Origin of the sequence: Enterobacter chinensis, from assembly GCF_034008295.1 — a bacterium.
Classification (GTDB): domain Bacteria; phylum Pseudomonadota; class Gammaproteobacteria; order Enterobacterales; family Enterobacteriaceae; genus Enterobacter; species Enterobacter chinensis.
In genome coordinates, this window is the sequence record NZ_JARDVI010000003.1 from 578,065 (window position 1) to 596,510 (window position 18,446).

Sequence of the window (18,446 nt, forward strand, 5' to 3'; positions counted from 1 at the left end):
GCGTATCCCCATATCTGACGAGAAAGTGCTATCTTGTGCAGCACGTTTTTCTGATGCCTGGAGCGAGAATGACTGACCATGAATTGATGCAGCTGAGCGAGATAGTTGGCCTTGCGCTTAAGCAGCGTGGCGCGACAATCACCACAGCGGAATCCTGCACCGGCGGCTGGGTGGCGAAAGCGATTACCGATATTGCCGGCAGTTCCGCCTGGTTTGAACGCGGTTTTGTGACCTACAGTAACGAAGCTAAAGCACAGATGATTGGCGTACGTGAATCCACGCTGGAACAGCATGGCGCGGTCAGCGAACCGGTGGTGATCGAGATGGCCATTGGTGCGCTCAAAGAGGCTCGGGCAGATTACGCGATTTCCATAAGCGGCATCGCAGGCCCGGACGGCGGCAGCGACGTAAAGCCTGTCGGCACCGTGTGGTTTGGGTTTGCCACCGCCAAAGGGGAGGGGATCACCCGCCGGGAGTGCTTTAGCGGCGATCGCGAAAGCGTGCGTCGTCAGGCCACCGTTTATGCGTTAAAAACGCTCTGGCAACAATTTCTACAAAACACTTGATACTGTATGACCATACAGTATAATTGCACCAACAGAACAGAAATCCACGGTGAAGCACAGTCGCTTCTCCCGGCATGACAGGAGTAATAATGGCTATCGACGAAAACAAACAGAAAGCGTTGGCGGCAGCACTGGGCCAGATCGAAAAGCAATTCGGTAAAGGCTCCATCATGCGCCTGGGTGAAGACCGTTCCATGGATGTGGAAACCATCTCCACCGGTTCGCTTTCTCTGGATATCGCGCTGGGCGCTGGCGGTCTGCCTATGGGCCGTATCGTAGAAATCTACGGGCCAGAGTCCTCCGGTAAAACCACCCTGACGCTGCAGGTGATTGCCGCGGCACAGCGCGAAGGTAAAACCTGTGCGTTTATCGATGCCGAGCACGCGCTGGACCCTGTTTATGCCCGTAAGCTGGGTGTAGATATCGACAACCTGCTGTGTTCTCAGCCGGACACCGGTGAGCAGGCGCTGGAAATTTGTGATGCGCTGGCGCGTTCTGGTGCCGTTGACGTTATCGTAGTCGACTCCGTTGCTGCGCTGACGCCAAAAGCCGAAATCGAAGGTGAAATCGGTGACTCTCACATGGGCCTCGCGGCACGTATGATGAGCCAGGCGATGCGTAAGCTGGCGGGTAACCTGAAGCAGTCTAATACGCTGCTGATCTTCATCAACCAGATCCGTATGAAAATTGGTGTGATGTTCGGTAACCCAGAAACCACGACCGGTGGTAACGCACTGAAATTCTACGCCTCTGTCCGTCTGGATATCCGCCGTATCGGCGCGGTGAAAGAGGGCGAGAACGTCGTCGGTAGCGAAACCCGCGTCAAGGTTGTGAAGAACAAAATCGCTGCACCGTTCAAACAGGCTGAATTCCAGATCCTCTACGGCGAAGGGATCAACTTCCTCGGCGAGCTGGTTGACCTCGGCGTGAAAGAGAAGCTGATTGAAAAAGCGGGCGCCTGGTACAGCTACAACGGTGACAAAATTGGTCAGGGTAAAGCGAATGCGATCTCCTGGCTGAAAGATAACCCGGCTGCGGCGAAAGAGATTGAGAAAAAAGTGCGTGAGCTTCTGCTGAACAACCAGGACTCCAAACCTGATTTCGTGGTGGATGCCGCGGATGCTGAAGAAACTAACGAAGACTTTTAATTCTCTCGTTTAACGATGAAGGGCTGCTGATGCGGCCCTTTTTGCATTTCTGAATCAGCAGGTTTTTTATGAGTGAACCTACATCACGTCGACCGGCATACTCACGCTTACTGGATCGTGCGGTACGTATTCTTGCCGTCCGTGACCACAGTGAACAGGAGCTACGGCGAAAACTGTCGGCTCCGGTGATGAGTAAAAACGGGCCGGAAGAGATTGATGCCACCGCGGAAGATTATGACCGCGTAATTGCCTGGTGCTACGAGCATCACTATCTCGATGACGAGCGTTTCGCCTCACGGTTTCTCGCCAGCCGCGGCCGCAAAGGATATGGACCCGCGCGCATCCGCCAGGAGCTGAACCAGAAAGGGGTGGCCCGGGAGGCCATCGAAAAAGCGATGCGCGAATGCGACATTGAGTGGTGCGCGCTGGCAAAAGAACAGGCCATGCGTAAATACGGTGAACCGCTGCCGCGTGAATTTTCAGAAAAAGTCAAAATCCAGCGCTTTTTGCTCTACCGCGGCTTTCTGATGGAAGATATTCAGGATATCTGGCGTAATTTTGCCGATTGAACGCATGCGGGATTTTACTTCCCTCCAAAGAAAACTTATCTTATTCCCACTTTTTCCAGTAGCTGGTCTGTCCAACGGTTTACCGATACAGGCTGGCTACGACATTTCGTTAGCTTGATTTCAGGATAATTATGAGCAAGAGCACCGCTGAGATCCGTCAGGCGTTTCTCGATTTTTTCCATAGTAAGGGACACCAGGTTGTTGCCAGCAGCTCCCTGGTACCGAACAACGATCCGACTCTGCTGTTTACCAACGCCGGGATGAACCAGTTCAAGGATGTGTTCCTTGGTCTCGACAAGCGTAATTATTCCCGCGCCACAACCTCACAGCGTTGCGTACGTGCGGGCGGTAAACACAACGACCTGGAAAACGTCGGTTACACCGCGCGTCACCATACTTTCTTCGAAATGCTGGGTAACTTCAGCTTCGGCGACTACTTCAAACACGATGCTATCCAGTACGCATGGGAACTGCTGACCGGTGAAAACTGGTTCAACCTGCCGAAAGAGCGTCTGTGGGTTACAGTTTATGAAACCGATGACGAAGCCTACGAAATCTGGGAAAAAGAAGTCGGGATCCCGCGCGAGCGTATTATTCGCATCGGTGATAACAAAGGCGCGCCATACGCGTCTGACAACTTCTGGCAGATGGGTGACACCGGCCCTTGCGGTCCGTGCACCGAGATCTTCTACGATCACGGCGACCACATCTGGGGTGGCCCTCCTGGCAGCCCGGAAGAAGACGGCGATCGCTATATTGAGATCTGGAACATCGTCTTCATGCAGTTCAACCGTCAGGCCGACGGTACGATGGAACCGCTGCCGAAGCCTTCCGTTGATACCGGTATGGGTCTGGAGCGTATTGCCGCTGTTCTGCAGCACGTTAACTCCAACTACGAGATTGACCTGTTCAGCACCCTGATCAAAGCCGTTGCGGAAGTCACCGGCGCGACCGACCTGAACAACAAATCGCTGCGCGTTATCGCGGACCATATTCGTTCCTGTGCGTTCCTGATTGCCGACGGCGTTATCCCGTCGAATGAAAACCGTGGCTACGTGCTGCGTCGTATCATTCGTCGTGCAATCCGTCACGGCAACATGCTGGGCGCGAAGGACACCTTCTTCTATAAACTCGTTGGGCCATTGATTGGTGTGATGGGTGCTGCCGGTGATGAGCTGAAACGCCAGCAGGCGCAGGTAGAGCAGGTTCTGAAAACCGAAGAAGAACAGTTTGCGCGTACGCTGGAGCGCGGTCTGGCACTGCTGGATGAAGAACTGGCGAAACTGAAAGGCGACACGCTGGATGGCGAAACCGCTTTCCGCCTGTACGACACCTACGGTTTCCCGGTTGACCTGACGGCGGACGTTTGCCGCGAGCGCAACATCAAAGTTGACGAAGCGGGCTTCGAAGCCGCGATGGAAGAGCAGCGTCGTCGTGCGCGTGAATCCAGCGGTTTCGGTGCGGACTACAACGCGATGATCCGCGTTGATGGCGCGTCAGAATTTAAAGGTTATGAAGCGCTGGAACTGACCGGCAAAGTGACCGCCCTGTTTGTTGACGGTAAAGCCGTGGACAGCATCAGCGCAGGTCAGGATGCCGTTGTTATTCTGGATAAAACGCCGTTCTATGCGGAATCCGGCGGTCAGGTTGGCGATAAAGGCGAACTGAAAGGCAATGGCTTCAGCTTCAGCGTCAGCGACACCCAGAAATACGGTCAGGCGATTGGTCATCAGGGCAAGCTGGTTTCCGGTTCTCTGAAAGTGGGCGAGGGCGTACAGGCTAACGTTGATGAAGCTCGCCGTGCACGCATCCGTCTGAACCACTCTGCAACCCACCTGATGCATGCAGCCCTGCGCGACGTGCTGGGTACTCATGTTGCACAGAAAGGTTCTCTGGTTAACGACAAAGTGCTGCGTTTCGACTTCTCGCATTTTGAAGCGATGAAACCGTCTGAAATCCGTGCGGTGGAAGATCTGGTGAACGCGCAGATTCGCCGTAACCTGCCAATCGAAACCCATATCATGGATCTCGAGGCGGCGAAGAAGAAAGGTGCAATGGCGCTGTTTGGTGAGAAATATGACGAACGTGTTCGCGTACTGAGCATGGGCGACTTCTCTACCGAACTGTGCGGCGGTACTCACGCATCCCGCACCGGTGACATCGGCCTGTTCCGCATTGTTTCCGAGTCGGGTACGGCGGCTGGTGTGCGTCGTATTGAAGCGGTGACCGGTGAAGGCGCTATTGCCAGTCTGCATGCGCAGAGCGATCAGCTGCACGACATCGCACAGCTGCTTAAAGGCGATAGCCAGAACCTGGGCGAGAAAGTGCGCGTTGCGCTGGATCGTACGCGTCAGCTGGAAAAAGAGCTGCAGCAGCTGAAAGAGCAGGCTGCGGCGCAGGAGAGTGCAAACCTCTCCAGCAAGGCTGTAGACATTAAGGGTGTCAAACTGCTGGTCAGCGATCTGGCGGGCGTTGAGCCTAAGATGCTGCGTACTATGGTCGACGATCTCAAGAACCAGCTTGGTTCTACCGTTATCGTGCTGGCGACAGTGGCAGAAGGTAAGGTTTCTCTGATTGCGGGCGTCTCTAAGGATGTGACCGACCGCGTAAAAGCAGGGGAACTGATTGGTATGGTCGCTCAGCAGGTGGGCGGCAAGGGTGGCGGTCGTCCGGACATGGCGCAAGCCGGTGGTACGGATGCGGCGGCACTCCCTGCAGCATTGGCCAGCGTTGAAAGCTGGGTAAGCGCGAAACTGTAATAACTACAAAGCGCAAGCAGACGCCATAGCGGTAACGTTATGGCGTCTTGTTCACTGTGCTATCGATAACGATAAAGTCAGGTTGAGTTTGTGTATATCGGCTAAACTTACGTTTAACAGAATGTGATGCCGTGACTGCTTACACTTTACGTGTTTGTCATCGCTTACTTTTTGGCGTTATATGATGGATAATGCCGGGATACAAGAGACCCGACTCTTTTAATCTTTCAAGGAGCAAAGAATGCTGATTCTGACTCGTCGAGTTGGTGAGACCCTCATGATTGGGGATGAGGTCACCGTGACAGTTTTAGGGGTAAAGGGTAACCAGGTACGTATTGGTGTTAACGCTCCTAAAGAAGTATCTGTCCACCGTGAAGAGATCTACCAGCGTATCCAGGCTGAAAAATCCCAGCAGTCCAGTTACTGATATTGTCGCGTCTCGCTGTCGGGCGAGACGCAACCCTCCTGTCATTTTTCCTGCTCAAAGTTACCGTTTAATTTCAATCGCTCTCTTTTTAACCACTCCGTTAGCCTTAACTCGTCTCAACACCGCCATTTCTGCACAGGTTTTCTGTGAAGATGCCTGCAAAATCCGCTTATAAAACACCCTCTTTGCGGCTTTTACATGCGAATTGCGTGTGATTTGTGCAAACGATAAAAGCTTTTGGAAAATTGTTTGACTTATAAGTCCCAGAAAGTAATATATGCGCCACGCAGCGACGAGAAGCTCTTAACGAGTTACTCGAAGCACTCGAAAGAGGCGTTGTGTGGTGAGGTGGCCGAGAGGCTGAAGGCGCTCCCCTGCTAAGGGAGTATGCGGTCAAAAGCTGCATCCGGGGTTCGAATCCCCGCCTCACCGCCATTTTGCATCCGTAGCTCAGCTGGATAGAGTACTCGGCTACGAACCGAGCGGTCGGAGGTTCGAATCCTCCCGGATGCACCATCTATTACTTCATATTGCTTTAGAAGTGATATGAATATCGAGCAGTACAGTAGTAAATCCCGATGCATCCGTAGCTCAGCTGGATAGAGTACTCGGCTACGAACCGAGCGGTCGGAGGTTCGAATCCTCCCGGATGCACCATTTACTATTTCTGAAAGCAGTTCCCTGATGCATCCGTAGCTCAGCTGGATAGAGTACTCGGCTACGAACCGAGCGGTCGGAGGTTCGAATCCTCCCGGATGCACCATTTACTGTTTCTAAAAGCATTTCCCGATGCATCCGTAGCTCAGCTGGATAGAGTACTCGGCTACGAACCGAGCGGTCGGAGGTTCGAATCCTCCCGGATGCACCATCTTCCCTTTCTTTGTTTATTCCTTCGACGTTCCGTCAGCAATCACACTCTCAATCAGCGACAAAAAAAACCTTTTGCGATAAAGTAATGCTTTGTTAATCGTTTAGCGAGAGCACGATGTACGCACAGTATGACGGTTTGATCTTCGATATGGATGGCACCATCCTGGATACCGAACCCACGCATCGTCAAGCCTGGACTGACGTCCTGGGCCGCTACGGTATGCGTTTCGACCTTCAGGCGATGATTGCCCTTAACGGATCCCCAACCTGGCGTATTGCGCAGGCCGTGATTGAAATGAATCAGGCCGATCTCGACCCGCACCTGCTCGCGCGTGAAAAAACCGATGCGGTAAAAGCCATGCTTTTAGATACCGTACGCCCGCTTCCGCTGATTGATGTCGTGAAAGAGTGGCACGGACGTCGCCCGATGTCAGTGGGGACGGGCAGCGAAAGCGCGATTGCAGAGGCTTTGCTCAACCATCTTGGCCTGCGCCACTATTTTTCTGCCGTGGTTGCCGCCGATCATGTTAAAAATCACAAGCCCGCACCAGACACCTTCCTGCTCTGTGCAGAATTAATGGGTGTCCCGGCGGAAAAATGCGTCGTGTTTGAAGATGCCGATTTCGGTATTCAGGCCGCGCGTGATGCCGGCATGGCCGCGGTGGATGTGCGCTTACTGTGAGTGACGCGCTGTCACTTGCCTCATTATTCGCCAGCAGTTTCTTAAGCGCCACGCTGTTACCGGGAAATTCGGAAGTGGTGCTGGTGGCGATGCTGTTGTCCGGCGTAAGTCAGCCCTGGTTGCTGGTATTAATAGCAACAATGGGTAATAGCCTTGGAGGGCTGACTAACGTTATTCTTGGACGTTTCTTTCCGCTACGCGAAAAATCGCGCTGGCAGGAAAAGGCAGTCGGCTGGCTAAAACGCTATGGCGCTGCCACGCTGTTATTAAGCTGGATGCCTGTAATAGGCGATTTGCTGTGTCTGCTGGCGGGATGGATGCGCATCTCCTGGGGACCGGTGCTCTTTTTTTTGTGCCTTGGCAAGGCGGTGCGTTATGTCCTCGTGGCATGGGCAACGCTGCAGGGTATGACGTGGTGGCACTAATTGGTGGAATGAATAAGCGACCTTCAATCGTCAACCATTACAATTATGCTGAGTAACATTACTTTGACAGGCGGGAGGTCAATTTGATCCCGGACGTATCTCAGGCGCTGGCCTGGCTGGAAAACCACCCTCAGGCATTGAAGGGTATTCAGCGTGGTCTTGAGCGTGAAACGCTGCGCGTTAACGTGGACGGTAGCTTAGCGACGACGGGTCACCCGAAGGCGTTAGGCTCGGCGCTGACACATAAATGGATCACAACCGATTTCGCTGAAGCGCTGCTGGAGTTCATCACCCCAGTAGAGGGTGATATTGATCATATGCTGACGATCATGCGCGATATCCATCGCTACACCGCGCGTAACATGGGCGACGAGCGTATGTGGCCCCTCAGCATGCCGTGCTATATCGAGCAGGGCCAGGAGATTGAGCTGGCGCAGTACGGCACGTCAAATATCGGCCGGCTGAAAACGCTCTATCGCGAAGGACTGAAAAACCGCTACGGCGCGTTGATGCAGACCATCTCTGGCGTGCATTACAACTTCTCGTTGCCGATGGCATTCTGGCAGGCGAAAGGGGGGGAAACCGATAAAGACGCGATCTCGGAAGGCTACTTCCGCCTGATCCGCAACTATTACCGTTTCGGTTGGGTGATCCCGTATCTGTTCGGCGCATCGCCTGCCATTTGCTCATCGTTCCTGCAGGGGAAACCGACCACGCTACCGTTCGAGAAGACAGAATGCGGGATGTACTACCTGCCGTATGCGACCTCTCTGCGCCTGAGCGATCTCGGTTATACCAATAAATCGCAAAGCAATCTCGGTATTACGTTTAACGAATTGCACGAATATGTGGCAGGATTGAAGCGGGCGATCAAAACCCCGTCGGAAGAGTACGAGAAAATCGGCCTCGAAAAAGACGGTAAACGTCTGCAGATCAACAGCAATGTCCTGCAGATTGAAAACGAGCTGTATGCGCCTATTCGTCCTAAGCGCGTGACGCGCAGCGGTGAAACCCCGTCGGATGCGCTGCAGCGCGGCGGGATTGAATACATTGAAGTGCGCTCGCTGGATATCAACCCGTTCTCACCGGTTGGCGTTGATGAACAGCAGATTCGCTTCCTGGATCTGTTTATGGTCTGGTGCGTGCTGGCGGATGCGCCTGAAATGAGTGCAGACGAACTGCTTTGTACCCGTACAAACTGGAACCGCGTGATTCTGGAAGGGCGTAAACCGGGTCTGACGCTGGGTATCGGCTGTGAAACGGCACAGTTCCCACTGACCAAAGTCGGTAAAGATCTGTTCCGTGACCTGAAGCGTGTTGCCCGGACGATGGACAGCATCGACGGTGGCGACGCGTATCAACAGATTTGCGACCAGCTGGTGGAATGCTTTGATAACCCGGAACTGACGTTCTCAGCACGCATTCTGCGTTCTATGATTGATCAGGGCATTGGCGGTACCGGACGATCGCTTGCGGCGGAATACCGTGAGATGCTGATGCAGGAGCCATTAGAAATCCTGAGCGAAGCGGATTTTGTAGCGGAACGCGATGCGTCCGTTGCGCGCCAGAAAGAGGTTGAAGCGGCGGATACGGAGTCGTTTGAGGCGTTTCTGGCGAGGCAGGCTTAAGCAGAAAAGAAAAAGGCCACATCGCTGTGGCCAAAATATACATCTCTGAATTCAGGGATGATGATAACAAATGCGCGTCTTTCATATACTCAGACGTGCATTCTGTAGAAGAGTTCAGTTTATTTTAAAAAAAATCACTATCGGAGGTGACGTATGCCGTTATTAGATAGCTTTACTGTCGACCATACCCGTATGGAAGCACCTGCAGTCCGCGTGGCGAAGACCATGCACACTCCGCACGGCGACACGATCACCGTATTCGATCTGCGTTTCTGCGTACCAAACAAAGAAGTGATGCCAGAGAAAGGCATTCATACGCTGGAGCACCTGTTCGCCGGTTTCATGCGTGACCACCTGAACGGCAACGGCGTTGAGATCATCGATATCTCTCCGATGGGCTGCCGTACCGGTTTCTACATGAGCCTGATTGGTGTGCCTGATGAGAAGCGCGTCGCGGATGCCTGGAAAGCGGCTATGGAAGACGTGCTAAAGGTGAAAGAGCAGAACCAGATCCCTGAGCTGAACGTTTACCAGTGCGGCACTTACCAGATGCACTCTCTGGAAGAAGCGCAGGAAATCGCGCGTCACATCATCGAGCGTGATGTTCGCGTGAACAGCAACGAAGAGCTGGCCCTGCCAAAAGAAAAACTGCAGGAACTGCACATCTAGTATTGTGCCTGTGGATGCCCGGTGGCGCTTCGCTTACCGGGCCTACATTGTGTTGGTGCCTCCTTTGACCACAACCGCAACCTTCTCCTTTACCCATCGCCCCCTCGTTCCGTTTGCGCATGACTACCGTCATGGTGAAGGCGAGCCGTGGCACCAGCACGACTGCGCGCAGCTGTTGCACAGCCTGAGTGGGGTGGTGAGGGTGGATACCGCGTCTGGCTGTTGGGTCGTGCCGCCCGGGCGGGGCGTTTGGCTGCCTGCGGGCACCCGGCACTCCCTGCGCATCACCGGCAACGTGGCGGCCCGCACGCTGTTTATCGATCCGCTGGCCCGCGCCGATCTGCCCGCAACGTGTCAGATCGTGCAGATCTCACCGCTGTTACGCGAGCTGATCCTCGCGTCGCTTTCGCTTCCCGAATCGTATTCGCCAGGGAGCCGCGCCGAACGGGTGTATGAGCTGATTCTTGATGAACTCCGCCTGATGCCGGTGCTGCCGTTTAATCTGCCAGAGCCGCAAAGCGAACCGTTACGCAGGCTTTGCCAGCAAATTCAGCAGGCCCCAGGGGAAAGCTGGAGCAGCTCCCTGGCAGCGAACCTTATCGGCATGAGTGAGCGTACCCTGAACCGTCACTTTCAGCAGCAGACAGGTTTGCACTATAGCGAGTGGGTGAGAAGGGCACGTTTACTGGAAGCGCTCCAGCGGCTGGCGCAGGGCCAGCCTGTGTTACGCGTGGCGCTGGAACTGGGCTACGGCAGCCACAGCGCCTTTACGGCAATGTTTCGTCGGGTGATGGGCATTTCACCCAGCGAATACTTCAAAGACAGCTAACCGCATTAAAAAGCGCCTGAAGCGAGGCGCGCGAGACGTCGCTGTCAATCCCCACGCCCCAGCGGCTGCTGCCGTCCTGGAACAGACAGCGAATGTACGCCACAGAGCGGCTGTCGCTGCGTTCACCCAGCGTATGTTCGTGATAATCCTTAATCACGAACGGCATGTTAACCCAGCGGCTTACGCCACTCGCGGCGGCGGACAGCAGCCCGTTCCCCTGACCATCAAGCTGACGCGTTCCGCCTTGCGTGGCTACGCTTGCTGTCAGGCGCAGCTGACCGTCCTGCTGGCTATCGCTGCGGTACGACCGCAGGGCAAAATGGGGTGTTTCCACCAGTCCGTAGCGGCTGCGAAAAAGCTGCCACAGCGCATTCTGCGTCATCTCTTTACCGTATTTGTCCGTTTCCTGCTGCACATGCTGGCTAAAATCTTGCTGCAGGGCGCGGGGTAATTTCAAACCGTGATTCTGCTCAATGAGCCAGGCGCTGCCGCTTTTTCCGGACTGACTGTTCACGCGGATGACCGCTTCGTAGGTACAGCCGATATCCTGCGGATCGACGGGCAGATAGGGCATCTCCCAGCGTTCGCCGGGCTTGCGGGCATCAAATCCTTTTTTAATTGCATCCTGATGGGAACCGGAAAAAGCCGTGTAGGCCAGGCGTCCAGCCCACGGATGGCGCGGATGTACCGGCAGCTGATTACAGGCTTCCACCACGTCTACCACCCGATTCATATCGCTGAAGTCCAGTGCAGGGCTAATCCCCTGGCTGTAGAGATTCATCGCCAGCGTGACCAGACAAACGTTGCCCGTGCGCTCGCCGTTGCCAAACAGGCAGCCTTCCACGCGGTCGGCGCCAGCCATGATGGCTAACTCTGCGCTCGCCACGCCGGTGCCGCGATCGTTATGCGGATGCACGCTAATGCAAACATCCGCGCGGCGGCTAAAGTGGCGACAAAAATATTCAATCTGGTCGGCATACACGTTCGGTGTACTCACTTCGACGGTGGCCGGTAAATTGATTACCATTGGGCGTTCGGCGCAGGGCTGCCAGATTTCCGCCACCGCTTCACAAATCTCCAGCGCGAATTCTGGCTCGGTAAAGCAGAAGGTTTCCGGCGAGTATTCGTATTGCCAGCGGGTTTCAGGATGCTCTTCACACAGCGTGCGGATAAAGCGCGTGGAGCGCGTTGCGAGCTCGATGATTTGCGCTTTCTCCATGCCAAATACCAGACGGCGGAACAGCGGGGCGGTCGCATTATAGAGGTGTACGGTGGCCTGTTTGGCACCGCGCAGGGACTCAAAGGTGCGGACGATCAGGTCTTCCCGTGCCTGGGTTAACACCTGAATGGTGACATCCTCCGGAATGCGGTTCTCTTCAATCAGTTGGCGAACAAAGTTGAAATCCGTCTGCGAGGCCGAAGGAAAGGCGACCTCGATCTCTTTAAACCCGCAGCTCAGCAGCAAGTCCCAGAACTGCAGCTTGCGCGCGCTGTCCATCGGCTCGGCAAGGGCCTGGTTGCCGTCGCGTAAGTCGGTGGAGAGCCAGCGCGGCGCGCGGGTGATGCGTTGCTCCGGCCAGCGACGGTCGGGCAGGGAAAGCGTGGGATAGGGCTGGTACTTGTCGGCGGGTGTGTTCAGCATGATGCGCTCCTGTTGTCTTTTCACTATCGTGAAGGGATTTCAGGAGCGCTGCTTTATCGGAACTGACAATCGCTGTCGCGTTCTGGACAACGGTCGCGATGGTTGCCGGGTGGCGGCTACGCCTTACCCGGCCTACAGGACTTGTAAGCGCAGCGCCACCCGGCAACCAGCGCAGAGGACTAGTGTGCGCCACCACCCCCGCCACCGGCACCGAACGGCGGTCTGGCAAACCACACCAGCCCCAGCAGGACGATAAAGATCCCTGCCGAAATCCAGAAAATCTCGTTGGCAGAGATAATCAGACCCTGGTTGGTGATCTGCTGGGCGATCCAGCCTGACGCCTGCTGCTCCGTCATCCCCATGCCCTCAAGCTGGCTATACATCTGTTGAGCATTGGGGTTGAACGGGTTCACCGCTTCGGTCAATTGCGCATGGTGCAATGATTCACGGTTGGTCCACAGCGTCGTAGTAATGGACGTCCCAATCGAGCCCGCCAGCGTTCGGGTAAAGTTCGACAGGCTTGATGCCGCCGCCATACGCTCAGGCGGCAAGCCGGAAAGCGTGATGGTGGTCAGTGGCATAAAGAAGCACGCCACGGCAAAGCCCTGAATAAACTGCGGCCACGCGGAGGCGCCAAAGTCCATTCCCGGTTCGAACGTGTACGCACGCCAGTAGAAGCAGACCGCGTACATGATGAAGCTGAACGTCACCAGCCTGCGCATGTCGAGCTTGTGGGCGAACCGGCCGATAATCGGCGACAGCAGGACGGGGATCACCCCGACAGGCGCGGAGGCAAGGCCTGCCCAGGTTGCGGTATAGCCATATACCTCCTGCAATAGCTGCGGCAGCAGAACGATCGCGCCGAAGTAGAGCATGTAGGCGAGGCTGATACACAGACAGCCAATGGTGAAGTTTCGCGACTTAAACAGCGACAGGTCGACTATCGGGTTGTCGTCCGTCAGCTCCCAGACAATCAGGAAACTAATGGCGACGACAGCGACCACCGTCAGGACGATGATTTCCGAAGAGGCAAACCAGTCGAGCTCTTTACCGCGGTCGAGCATGATCTGCAGGCTACCAATGCCGACAACCAGTAACGCCAGTCCCACACCGTCAATGCGCCGCTGTTCAGTACGCGTTTCGCGACCGCGCAGAGACTGCAGCGTCATCAGTACCACCAGCGCACCAATGGGAACGTTGATAAAGAAGATCCAGCCCCAGTGGTAGTTATCGCTGATATACCCGCCCAGAATCGGCCCGCAAATCGGCGCAACAATCACGGTCATCGACCACAACGCCAGCGCAATAGAGCGTTTTGCCGGTGGGTAGTTGTTCAGCAGTAAGCTCTGCGACAGCGGAATCAACGGCCCGGCAACAATCCCCTGGATGACGCGGAAGAAAATCAGCATCGTCAGGCTGCTGGACATGCCGCACGCCCAGGAGGCGAGAACGAACAGTACCGTTGACCAGAGGAACAGCTTCACTTCACCGACGCGCTTCGCCAGCCAGCCGGTGATCGGAATGGAGATGGCGTTTGCCACCCCAAACGAGGTAATAACCCAGGTCCCCTGGCTCAGCGACGAGCCAAGGTTCCCGGCGATCGTGGGGATCGCCACGTTTGCGATGGTGGAGTCCAGCACCTGCATGAATGTCGCCAGCGACAGCGCAATGGTCATAATGACCAGCTGCGCGCCTTCCAGCGGTTTTTGCGGCTTTTGCTGTTGCATAACGCTCACCTTCGGCTTAACCGGCGTTTGCCTTCACGATGTCATCGATCAGCTTGTTGACCGGATCGAGGCTAATTTCACGGGCGTTACTTTCATAAGCCGGGCTGCTACGCACCTGGCTTGCCAGGATCTGACCGTCGCGGTTGGCGGTGTCGACCGTCACAAGCGTTGAGAGGCCGATACGCAGCGGGTGATCCGCCAGCTGTTTGGCATCCAGTTCAATACGTACAGGCAGACGCTGAACCACTTTGATCCAGTTACCGGTGGCGTTCTGCGCCGGCAGCAGGGAGAAGGCGCTGCCGGTCCCCATATCCAGACCGACCACTTTCCCGGTGTACTTAACGTCATCGCCGTAGATGTCGCTGACGACCGTCGCGGTCTGGCCGATACGCATATGGGCAAGCTGCGTCTCTTTAAAGTTGGCATCTACCCACAGATTGTCCGCCGGCACGACCGCCATCAGCGGCGTGGTTGGGCTAATTTGTGCCCCTGGCTGGACGGAACGACGGGAGACATAGCCGGTCATCGGGCTGACGATTTTGGTACGCTGCAGGGCAAGCCATGCGTTGCGGACTTCGGTCGCCGCCTGCTGTACGGCTGGCTGGTTTTCCAGGCTGGTGCCCAGCACCATCGCCTGGTTAGCGTTGTACTGCTGAATAGCCACATCCAGCTGTGCCTGAGCGCTGGCAACGGCGTCGCGCGCGTGCTGCAGCTCTTCACGGCCAATCAGGTTGGCGGTGCCGAGCGGCACGCGACGGTTCAGGTCGCTCTGCGCCTGTGCGAGTGCGGTTTTCTGCACGTCGATGTTGGCCTGCAGCTGTTTACTGTTGATCATCAGCTGGCGGGTCTGACGGACGCTGGAGGCCAGCGCGGTCTGTGCTTTCTCAAACGCCTGCTGGGCGTCGGTTGGATCGAGGGTCACCAACACATCGCCTTTTTGCACAAAGTCGGTATTGTCAGCCCAGACTTTCGTCACGCTGCCCGACACCTGCGCCATAATTTGTACCTGGTTCCCTGCCACGTAGGCGTCGTCAGTCTCTTCAGCATGACGCAAGACTAAAAACCAATAGATCCCATATGCCACGGCAATAATGATAAAGAGCAAGGTCAACAGAAGAAGGGCGCTCTTACGTTTGCCTTTCTTGTTGGCCGGTTGCTGCGGGGTAGTGCTCTCCGCATTTGCGCTCATTGTAGTTCTCCACGATCTTCTTATTTTCACATCGGCTGAGCCGACCTGTTGTCAGAAAGGCCAGCAGTGTGACGTGCTGGCCTGTCGGTTTTCTTATAAATCTGGAATGTTGAGCGTGTCGTCGCGTTAGCGCAGCGCCTCAAGAACGGCGCCGTCTTCATCCATCTGATCCAGACGGGTGAGCAGCTTGCGAGTGATGTGCTCAAGCTGGTCGCGCTCGGCGGAGCTGAGGGCAGACCAGAGTTTGTGCAGGCAATTGTGCTGAGGTGGCAGCACCTCGCGCAGGAACTGGTGACCTTTATCGGTCAGTTGCAGATGCAGGCAGCGGCGATCGTTGTCGCTTTCACGGCGCTCGATCCAGCCACGCTTTTCAAGCTCATCGGCAATACGGGTCGCATTGGTACGGGAGGAGCCCAGCGCGCAGCTCAACTCGGAAGGCTGAATGCTGTGGTTTTCCTGAGACTCCAGCGTAATCAACGCCATAAACAACGTCTCGTTAATCCCTTGAGCTTTCAGCATTTTATTACGGTTTTCCAGTAGCTTACCCTGCATGTGCATGCACAGGCGAGTCAGCAGGATTTCCTGATACGGGAAGTCCTCATGGCGACTGGCGCGGAATTTAAGCATTTGTTCAATGGGCGTAAACGAACTATCCATTTGGGCATAACCTCATTAATTACAGCCGATATAGTAACGATGGTGACAAATAATGTAAATGAATTATTTGTGCGGTTATATCCGCCAAATTAATATCACCATCAGAAAGCGCCGGGTAAGTCCGTGACCCGGTGAGCACAGAAAGCGTAGGGTGTGAACCCGCTGGAGAGAGGATGTGAGGACGGGGGTCTGAACTATTCATGCCGATTGTAAATATGTCACCCACATTAAAATTTCTGGGATAAATGATTACGTTTACATTAACAGACTGAAGGGCCTCTTTACACCCTAAGAGGCCCAACGCAATGTAAAACTTAATGAATTGCATCCTGACGATGATAGCCGCGCCACCATACAAGAAGGTTGAGCGCGGCGACGATGGCCCCTATCCCGCACACGCCGGACCAGCCGGCATGCTGCCACGCTGAGGCGGAAATGAGCGAACCCGCTGCGCCGCCAATAAAGTAGCTGGTCATGTATCCGGCCGTGAGGCGGTTACGCGCCTCAGGCTTCACGCGATAAATCACGGTCTGATTGGTGATGTGAACGCCCTGCACGGTGAGATCGAGCACCAGAATACCGACGATCAGCGCCAGCACCGAGACGTGTCCGTACCAGATCGCCGCCCAGGAGAGCAGGAGTAAAACCAGCCCTGCGGAGGTGGTCAGGTGAGATTTTCCCTTGTCGGCCAGTCCGCCTGCGGGACGTGCGCCCAGTGCACCTGCGGCACCGGCCAGACCGAACAGGCCAATCACCCCTTCGGAATAATTGAACGGCGGGGCGGCAAGGAGAAACGCCATCGACGTCCACAGAATGCTGAAGTTAGCGAAGGTGAAACAGCCCAACAAGGCGCGGGTGCGCAGGAGTTTATCCTGCGTGAACAGGCTGAACACGGAGGCCAGAAGCTGCGGATAGTTCAGGTGGTTTTCCTGCTTCACCTTCGGCAGGCCGCGCCACAGCGCCAGGGCCATAACAACCATCAATACACTTGCCACCCAGTAAACGGTGCGCCAGCCACCGAGGCTTGCCAGCAGCCCCGCAACGGTACGCGCGAGCAAAATCCCCAGCAGCAGGCCGCTCATAATGGTGCCCACTACCTTGCCGCGCTTTTCCGGAGAGGCGAGTGTCGCGGCGAGTGGCACCAGGATTTGCGCCACCACGGAGAACAGCCCCGTGAGCGCGGTACCGACGATCATCATCGTCAGCGACTGGCTGCTGGCGGTGATCAACATCCCGCCGGCGGCCAGCAAAGTCATGGAGACGATCAGCATTCGCCGTTCAAACATATCGCCAAGCGGCACCAGGAACAGTAGCCCGGCGGCATAGCCAAGCTGCGCGGCCGTAACGATAAAGCCTGCGGAGCTGGCAGAGAGGTTGAACGCGCGGGCGATGGTGTCGAGAAGAGGTTGCGCGTAATAGTTGCTGGCGACCGCCAGACCCGTTGCCACGGACATTAAAAGGATGAGTGAGGGGCTAAGCCCTTGAGTTGTTTTGGTCATGGGTTTCAGGAATCATTAGTTGAGTGATTATTTTTCCGGAAACCATAATAACCAATGATGGTGAATGTTGGGGGATTGTTATGTGTGTGTTTGTGCGGTTTAACCCCTCACCCTAACCCTCTCCCTTCGGGAGAGGGCTGGGGTGAGGGAAAATGTTTTACTTCTGCGCCTCAAGCGCCTCTTTCACCCAGCCATCAAACTGCTGCTGGTGGGCTTTTATCCAGCCGTCGACGTGACCTTTGACATCGGCCTCAGACGATTTGCCCGCATGCATCATCGCGTTCTGGGCGTTGATGTCCGCCAGCGGCAGCTTCATCACCGAGAACAGCTTCGCCGCCGCCGGGTTTTTCTCTGCCCAGGCTTTGTTCGCGACGATGTGCATCGTGTTCACCGGGAAGCCGTAGTTCATGCCGTTCGGCAGCTTGGTGTCGATATCTTTCTGCTCGCCCGGCAGGGAGGAGAACGGTACCTGCAGCCACACCACGTCTTTACCCGGCTTCAGCACGTCGCTGACCCAGTACGGCGTCCAGGTGTAGTAGATAACCGGTTTGCCCTCTTTGAAGCGGGCAATGGTGTCGGCCATCATCGCCGAATAGTTGCCGTGGCTCACGTCGACGGTCTTCGCCAGGTCGAAGGCTTTGTTCTGGTGGTTAATCACCGCTTCACAGCCCCAGCCCGGCGAGCAGCCCATCATGTCGGCCTTGCCGTCACCGTTGGTGTCGAACAGCTTGGCGATCTTCGGATCTTTCAGCTGTGCAATATTGGTGATGTGATACTGGTCGGCGGTTTTCTTGTCGATCAGGTAACCCTGCGCCGCACCGGTCACGAAGGTGCCCTGACGGTAGAATTTCTTATCACCGCCCGCGGCGGCATACATATCGTCATGCAACGGCTGCCAGTTAACCGCGGTAAAGGTGGCATCACCGGAGGCAATCGAGGTGTAGCCCACGTTATAGTCCACTTCACTTGGCGTGTTGACCGTATAGCCCAGTTTTTCCAGAGCACGGCTGACGATCAGAGTCTGGAAGCTCTCTTCCGAAATGGTGCTCTGCACCGGCTGTACGGTAATGCCTTTGCCCGGCAGGTCCGCCGCAAACGCGCTGGTGGAGACAAGGGTCGCAAACGCTGTGGCAAAAAGTACGTTATGTCGCATCGTTGTT

General features: G+C 55.6%; 16 protein-coding genes and 5 tRNA genes. 15 read left to right on the forward strand and 6 right to left on the reverse strand.

Annotation, left to right across the window (positions count from 1 at the left end):
- The first annotated feature begins 68 nt into the window (after positions 1-68).
- The 15 genes from pncC to PYW49_RS12145 all read left to right on the forward strand — a co-directional run bounded on the left by pncC (position 69) and on the right by PYW49_RS12145 (position 10,572).
- Complete coding sequence (gene pncC / locus PYW49_RS12075; RefSeq protein WP_109844694.1) at positions 69-566, forward strand: nicotinamide-nucleotide amidase; 498 nt, start codon at positions 69-71, stop codon at positions 564-566.
- An 89-nt stretch (positions 567-655) separates the two neighbouring features.
- Positions 656-1,714, forward strand: coding sequence for a recombinase RecA (gene recA, locus PYW49_RS12080; RefSeq protein WP_047646223.1), 1,059 nt, complete (start codon positions 656-658; stop codon positions 1,712-1,714).
- Between the two features lie 68 nt (positions 1,715-1,782).
- Complete coding sequence (gene recX / locus PYW49_RS12085) at positions 1,783-2,283, forward strand: recombination regulator RecX (RefSeq protein ID WP_134349752.1); 501 nt, start codon at positions 1,783-1,785, stop codon at positions 2,281-2,283.
- Positions 2,284-2,414: 131 nt separating this feature from the next.
- On the forward strand, positions 2,415-5,042 hold the full coding sequence (gene alaS, locus PYW49_RS12090) for an alanine--tRNA ligase (RefSeq protein ID WP_320386535.1): 2,628 nt from the start codon (positions 2,415-2,417) through the stop codon (positions 5,040-5,042).
- A 241-nt stretch (positions 5,043-5,283) separates the two neighbouring features.
- A complete protein-coding gene (gene csrA / locus PYW49_RS12095; RefSeq protein WP_000906486.1) occupies positions 5,284-5,469 on the forward strand; it encodes a carbon storage regulator CsrA in 186 nt (61 codons plus the stop codon).
- A 342-nt stretch (positions 5,470-5,811) separates the two neighbouring features.
- Positions 5,812-5,904, forward strand: a tRNA-Ser gene (locus PYW49_RS12100).
- A 4-nt stretch (positions 5,905-5,908) separates the two neighbouring features.
- Positions 5,909-5,985: transfer RNA gene (locus PYW49_RS12105), tRNA-Arg, on the forward strand.
- A 64-nt stretch (positions 5,986-6,049) separates the two neighbouring features.
- Positions 6,050-6,126: transfer RNA gene (locus PYW49_RS12110), tRNA-Arg, on the forward strand.
- 29 nt (positions 6,127-6,155) lie between these two features.
- Positions 6,156-6,232 (forward strand) — tRNA-Arg (locus tag PYW49_RS12115).
- A 28-nt stretch (positions 6,233-6,260) separates the two neighbouring features.
- A tRNA-Arg gene (locus PYW49_RS12120) sits at positions 6,261-6,337 on the forward strand.
- Between the two features lie 117 nt (positions 6,338-6,454).
- On the forward strand, positions 6,455-7,021 hold the full coding sequence (gene yqaB / locus PYW49_RS12125) for a fructose-1-phosphate/6-phosphogluconate phosphatase (RefSeq protein WP_134347201.1): 567 nt from the start codon (positions 6,455-6,457) through the stop codon (positions 7,019-7,021).
- Positions 7,018-7,446 carry a YqaA family protein gene (locus tag PYW49_RS12130; protein ID WP_134347202.1) on the forward strand — a complete coding sequence of 143 codons (429 nt, stop codon included), beginning with the start codon at positions 7,018-7,020 and terminating at the stop codon, positions 7,444-7,446. The genes yqaB and PYW49_RS12130 overlap by 4 nt, the downstream gene beginning before the upstream one ends.
- 83 nt (positions 7,447-7,529) lie before the next feature.
- Positions 7,530-9,074, forward strand: a complete 1,545-nt coding sequence (gene gshA / locus PYW49_RS12135; RefSeq protein ID WP_320386536.1) for a glutamate--cysteine ligase — start codon at positions 7,530-7,532, stop codon at positions 9,072-9,074.
- Positions 9,075-9,227: 153 nt separating this feature from the next.
- Positions 9,228-9,743, forward strand: a complete 516-nt coding sequence (gene luxS, locus PYW49_RS12140) for an S-ribosylhomocysteine lyase (RefSeq protein WP_047646219.1) — start codon at positions 9,228-9,230, stop codon at positions 9,741-9,743.
- Positions 9,744-9,807: 64 nt separating this feature from the next.
- Positions 9,808-10,572, forward strand: a complete 765-nt coding sequence (locus tag PYW49_RS12145) for an AraC family transcriptional regulator (RefSeq protein WP_320386537.1) — start codon at positions 9,808-9,810, stop codon at positions 10,570-10,572.
- Here PYW49_RS12145 and leuA read toward each other — a convergent pair.
- From leuA to proX, 6 genes are all read right to left on the reverse strand, one after another.
- Positions 10,559-12,214 (reverse strand): 2-isopropylmalate synthase, encoded by a 1,656-nt coding sequence (gene leuA / locus PYW49_RS12150; RefSeq protein ID WP_320386538.1) that lies wholly within the window; start codon positions 12,212-12,214, stop codon positions 10,559-10,561. The two genes, PYW49_RS12145 and leuA, sit on opposite strands and share 14 nt — an antisense overlap.
- 179 nt (positions 12,215-12,393) lie before the next feature.
- Positions 12,394-13,941: a multidrug efflux MFS transporter permease subunit EmrB gene (gene emrB, locus PYW49_RS12155; RefSeq protein ID WP_134347206.1), complete on the reverse strand. Its 1,548-nt coding sequence runs from the start codon at positions 13,939-13,941 to the stop codon at positions 12,394-12,396.
- Positions 13,942-13,957: 16 nt separating this feature from the next.
- Positions 13,958-15,130 carry a multidrug efflux MFS transporter periplasmic adaptor subunit EmrA gene (gene emrA, locus PYW49_RS12160; protein WP_045909303.1) on the reverse strand — a complete coding sequence of 391 codons (1,173 nt, stop codon included), beginning with the start codon at positions 15,128-15,130 and terminating at the stop codon, positions 13,958-13,960.
- Between the two features lie 126 nt (positions 15,131-15,256).
- Positions 15,257-15,787, reverse strand: coding sequence for a transcriptional repressor MprA (mprA, locus tag PYW49_RS12165; protein WP_134347207.1), 531 nt, complete (start codon positions 15,785-15,787; stop codon positions 15,257-15,259).
- A gap of 314 nt (positions 15,788-16,101) precedes the next feature.
- Positions 16,102-17,286: an MFS transporter gene (locus PYW49_RS12170; protein ID WP_134347208.1), complete on the reverse strand. Its 1,185-nt coding sequence runs from the start codon at positions 17,284-17,286 to the stop codon at positions 16,102-16,104.
- 157 nt (positions 17,287-17,443) lie between these two features.
- Positions 17,444-18,439: a glycine betaine/L-proline ABC transporter substrate-binding protein ProX gene (gene proX / locus PYW49_RS12175; protein WP_134347209.1), complete on the reverse strand. Its 996-nt coding sequence runs from the start codon at positions 18,437-18,439 to the stop codon at positions 17,444-17,446.
- Positions 18,440-18,446 lie beyond the last annotated feature (7 nt).

Bases quoted from the DNA above. Each gene is read 5' to 3' on its own strand.
- luxS (WP_047646219.1), top strand. From the start codon at position 9,228: ATGCCGTTATTAGATAGCTTTACTGTCGACCATACCCGTATGGAAGCA.
- pncC (WP_109844694.1), top strand. From the start codon at position 69: ATGACTGACCATGAATTGATGCAGCTGAGCGAGATAGTTGGCCTTGCG.
- recX (WP_134349752.1), top strand. From the start codon at position 1,783: ATGAGTGAACCTACATCACGTCGACCGGCATACTCACGCTTACTGGAT.
- emrB (WP_134347206.1), bottom strand. From the start codon at position 13,941: ATGCAACAGCAAAAGCCGCAAAAACCGCTGGAAGGCGCGCAGCTGGTC.
- proX (WP_134347209.1), bottom strand. From the start codon at position 18,439: ATGCGACATAACGTACTTTTTGCCACAGCGTTTGCGACCCTTGTCTCC.
- alaS (WP_320386535.1), top strand. From the start codon at position 2,415: ATGAGCAAGAGCACCGCTGAGATCCGTCAGGCGTTTCTCGATTTTTTC.
- recA (WP_047646223.1), top strand. From the start codon at position 656: ATGGCTATCGACGAAAACAAACAGAAAGCGTTGGCGGCAGCACTGGGC.
- csrA (WP_000906486.1), top strand. From the start codon at position 5,284: ATGCTGATTCTGACTCGTCGAGTTGGTGAGACCCTCATGATTGGGGAT.
- emrA (WP_045909303.1), bottom strand. From the start codon at position 15,130: ATGAGCGCAAATGCGGAGAGCACTACCCCGCAGCAACCGGCCAACAAG.
- PYW49_RS12170 (WP_134347208.1), bottom strand. From the start codon at position 17,286: ATGACCAAAACAACTCAAGGGCTTAGCCCCTCACTCATCCTTTTAATG.
- leuA (WP_320386538.1), bottom strand. From the start codon at position 12,214: ATGCTGAACACACCCGCCGACAAGTACCAGCCCTATCCCACGCTTTCC.
- mprA (WP_134347207.1), bottom strand. From the start codon at position 15,787: ATGGATAGTTCGTTTACGCCCATTGAACAAATGCTTAAATTCCGCGCC.
- yqaB (WP_134347201.1), top strand. From the start codon at position 6,455: ATGTACGCACAGTATGACGGTTTGATCTTCGATATGGATGGCACCATC.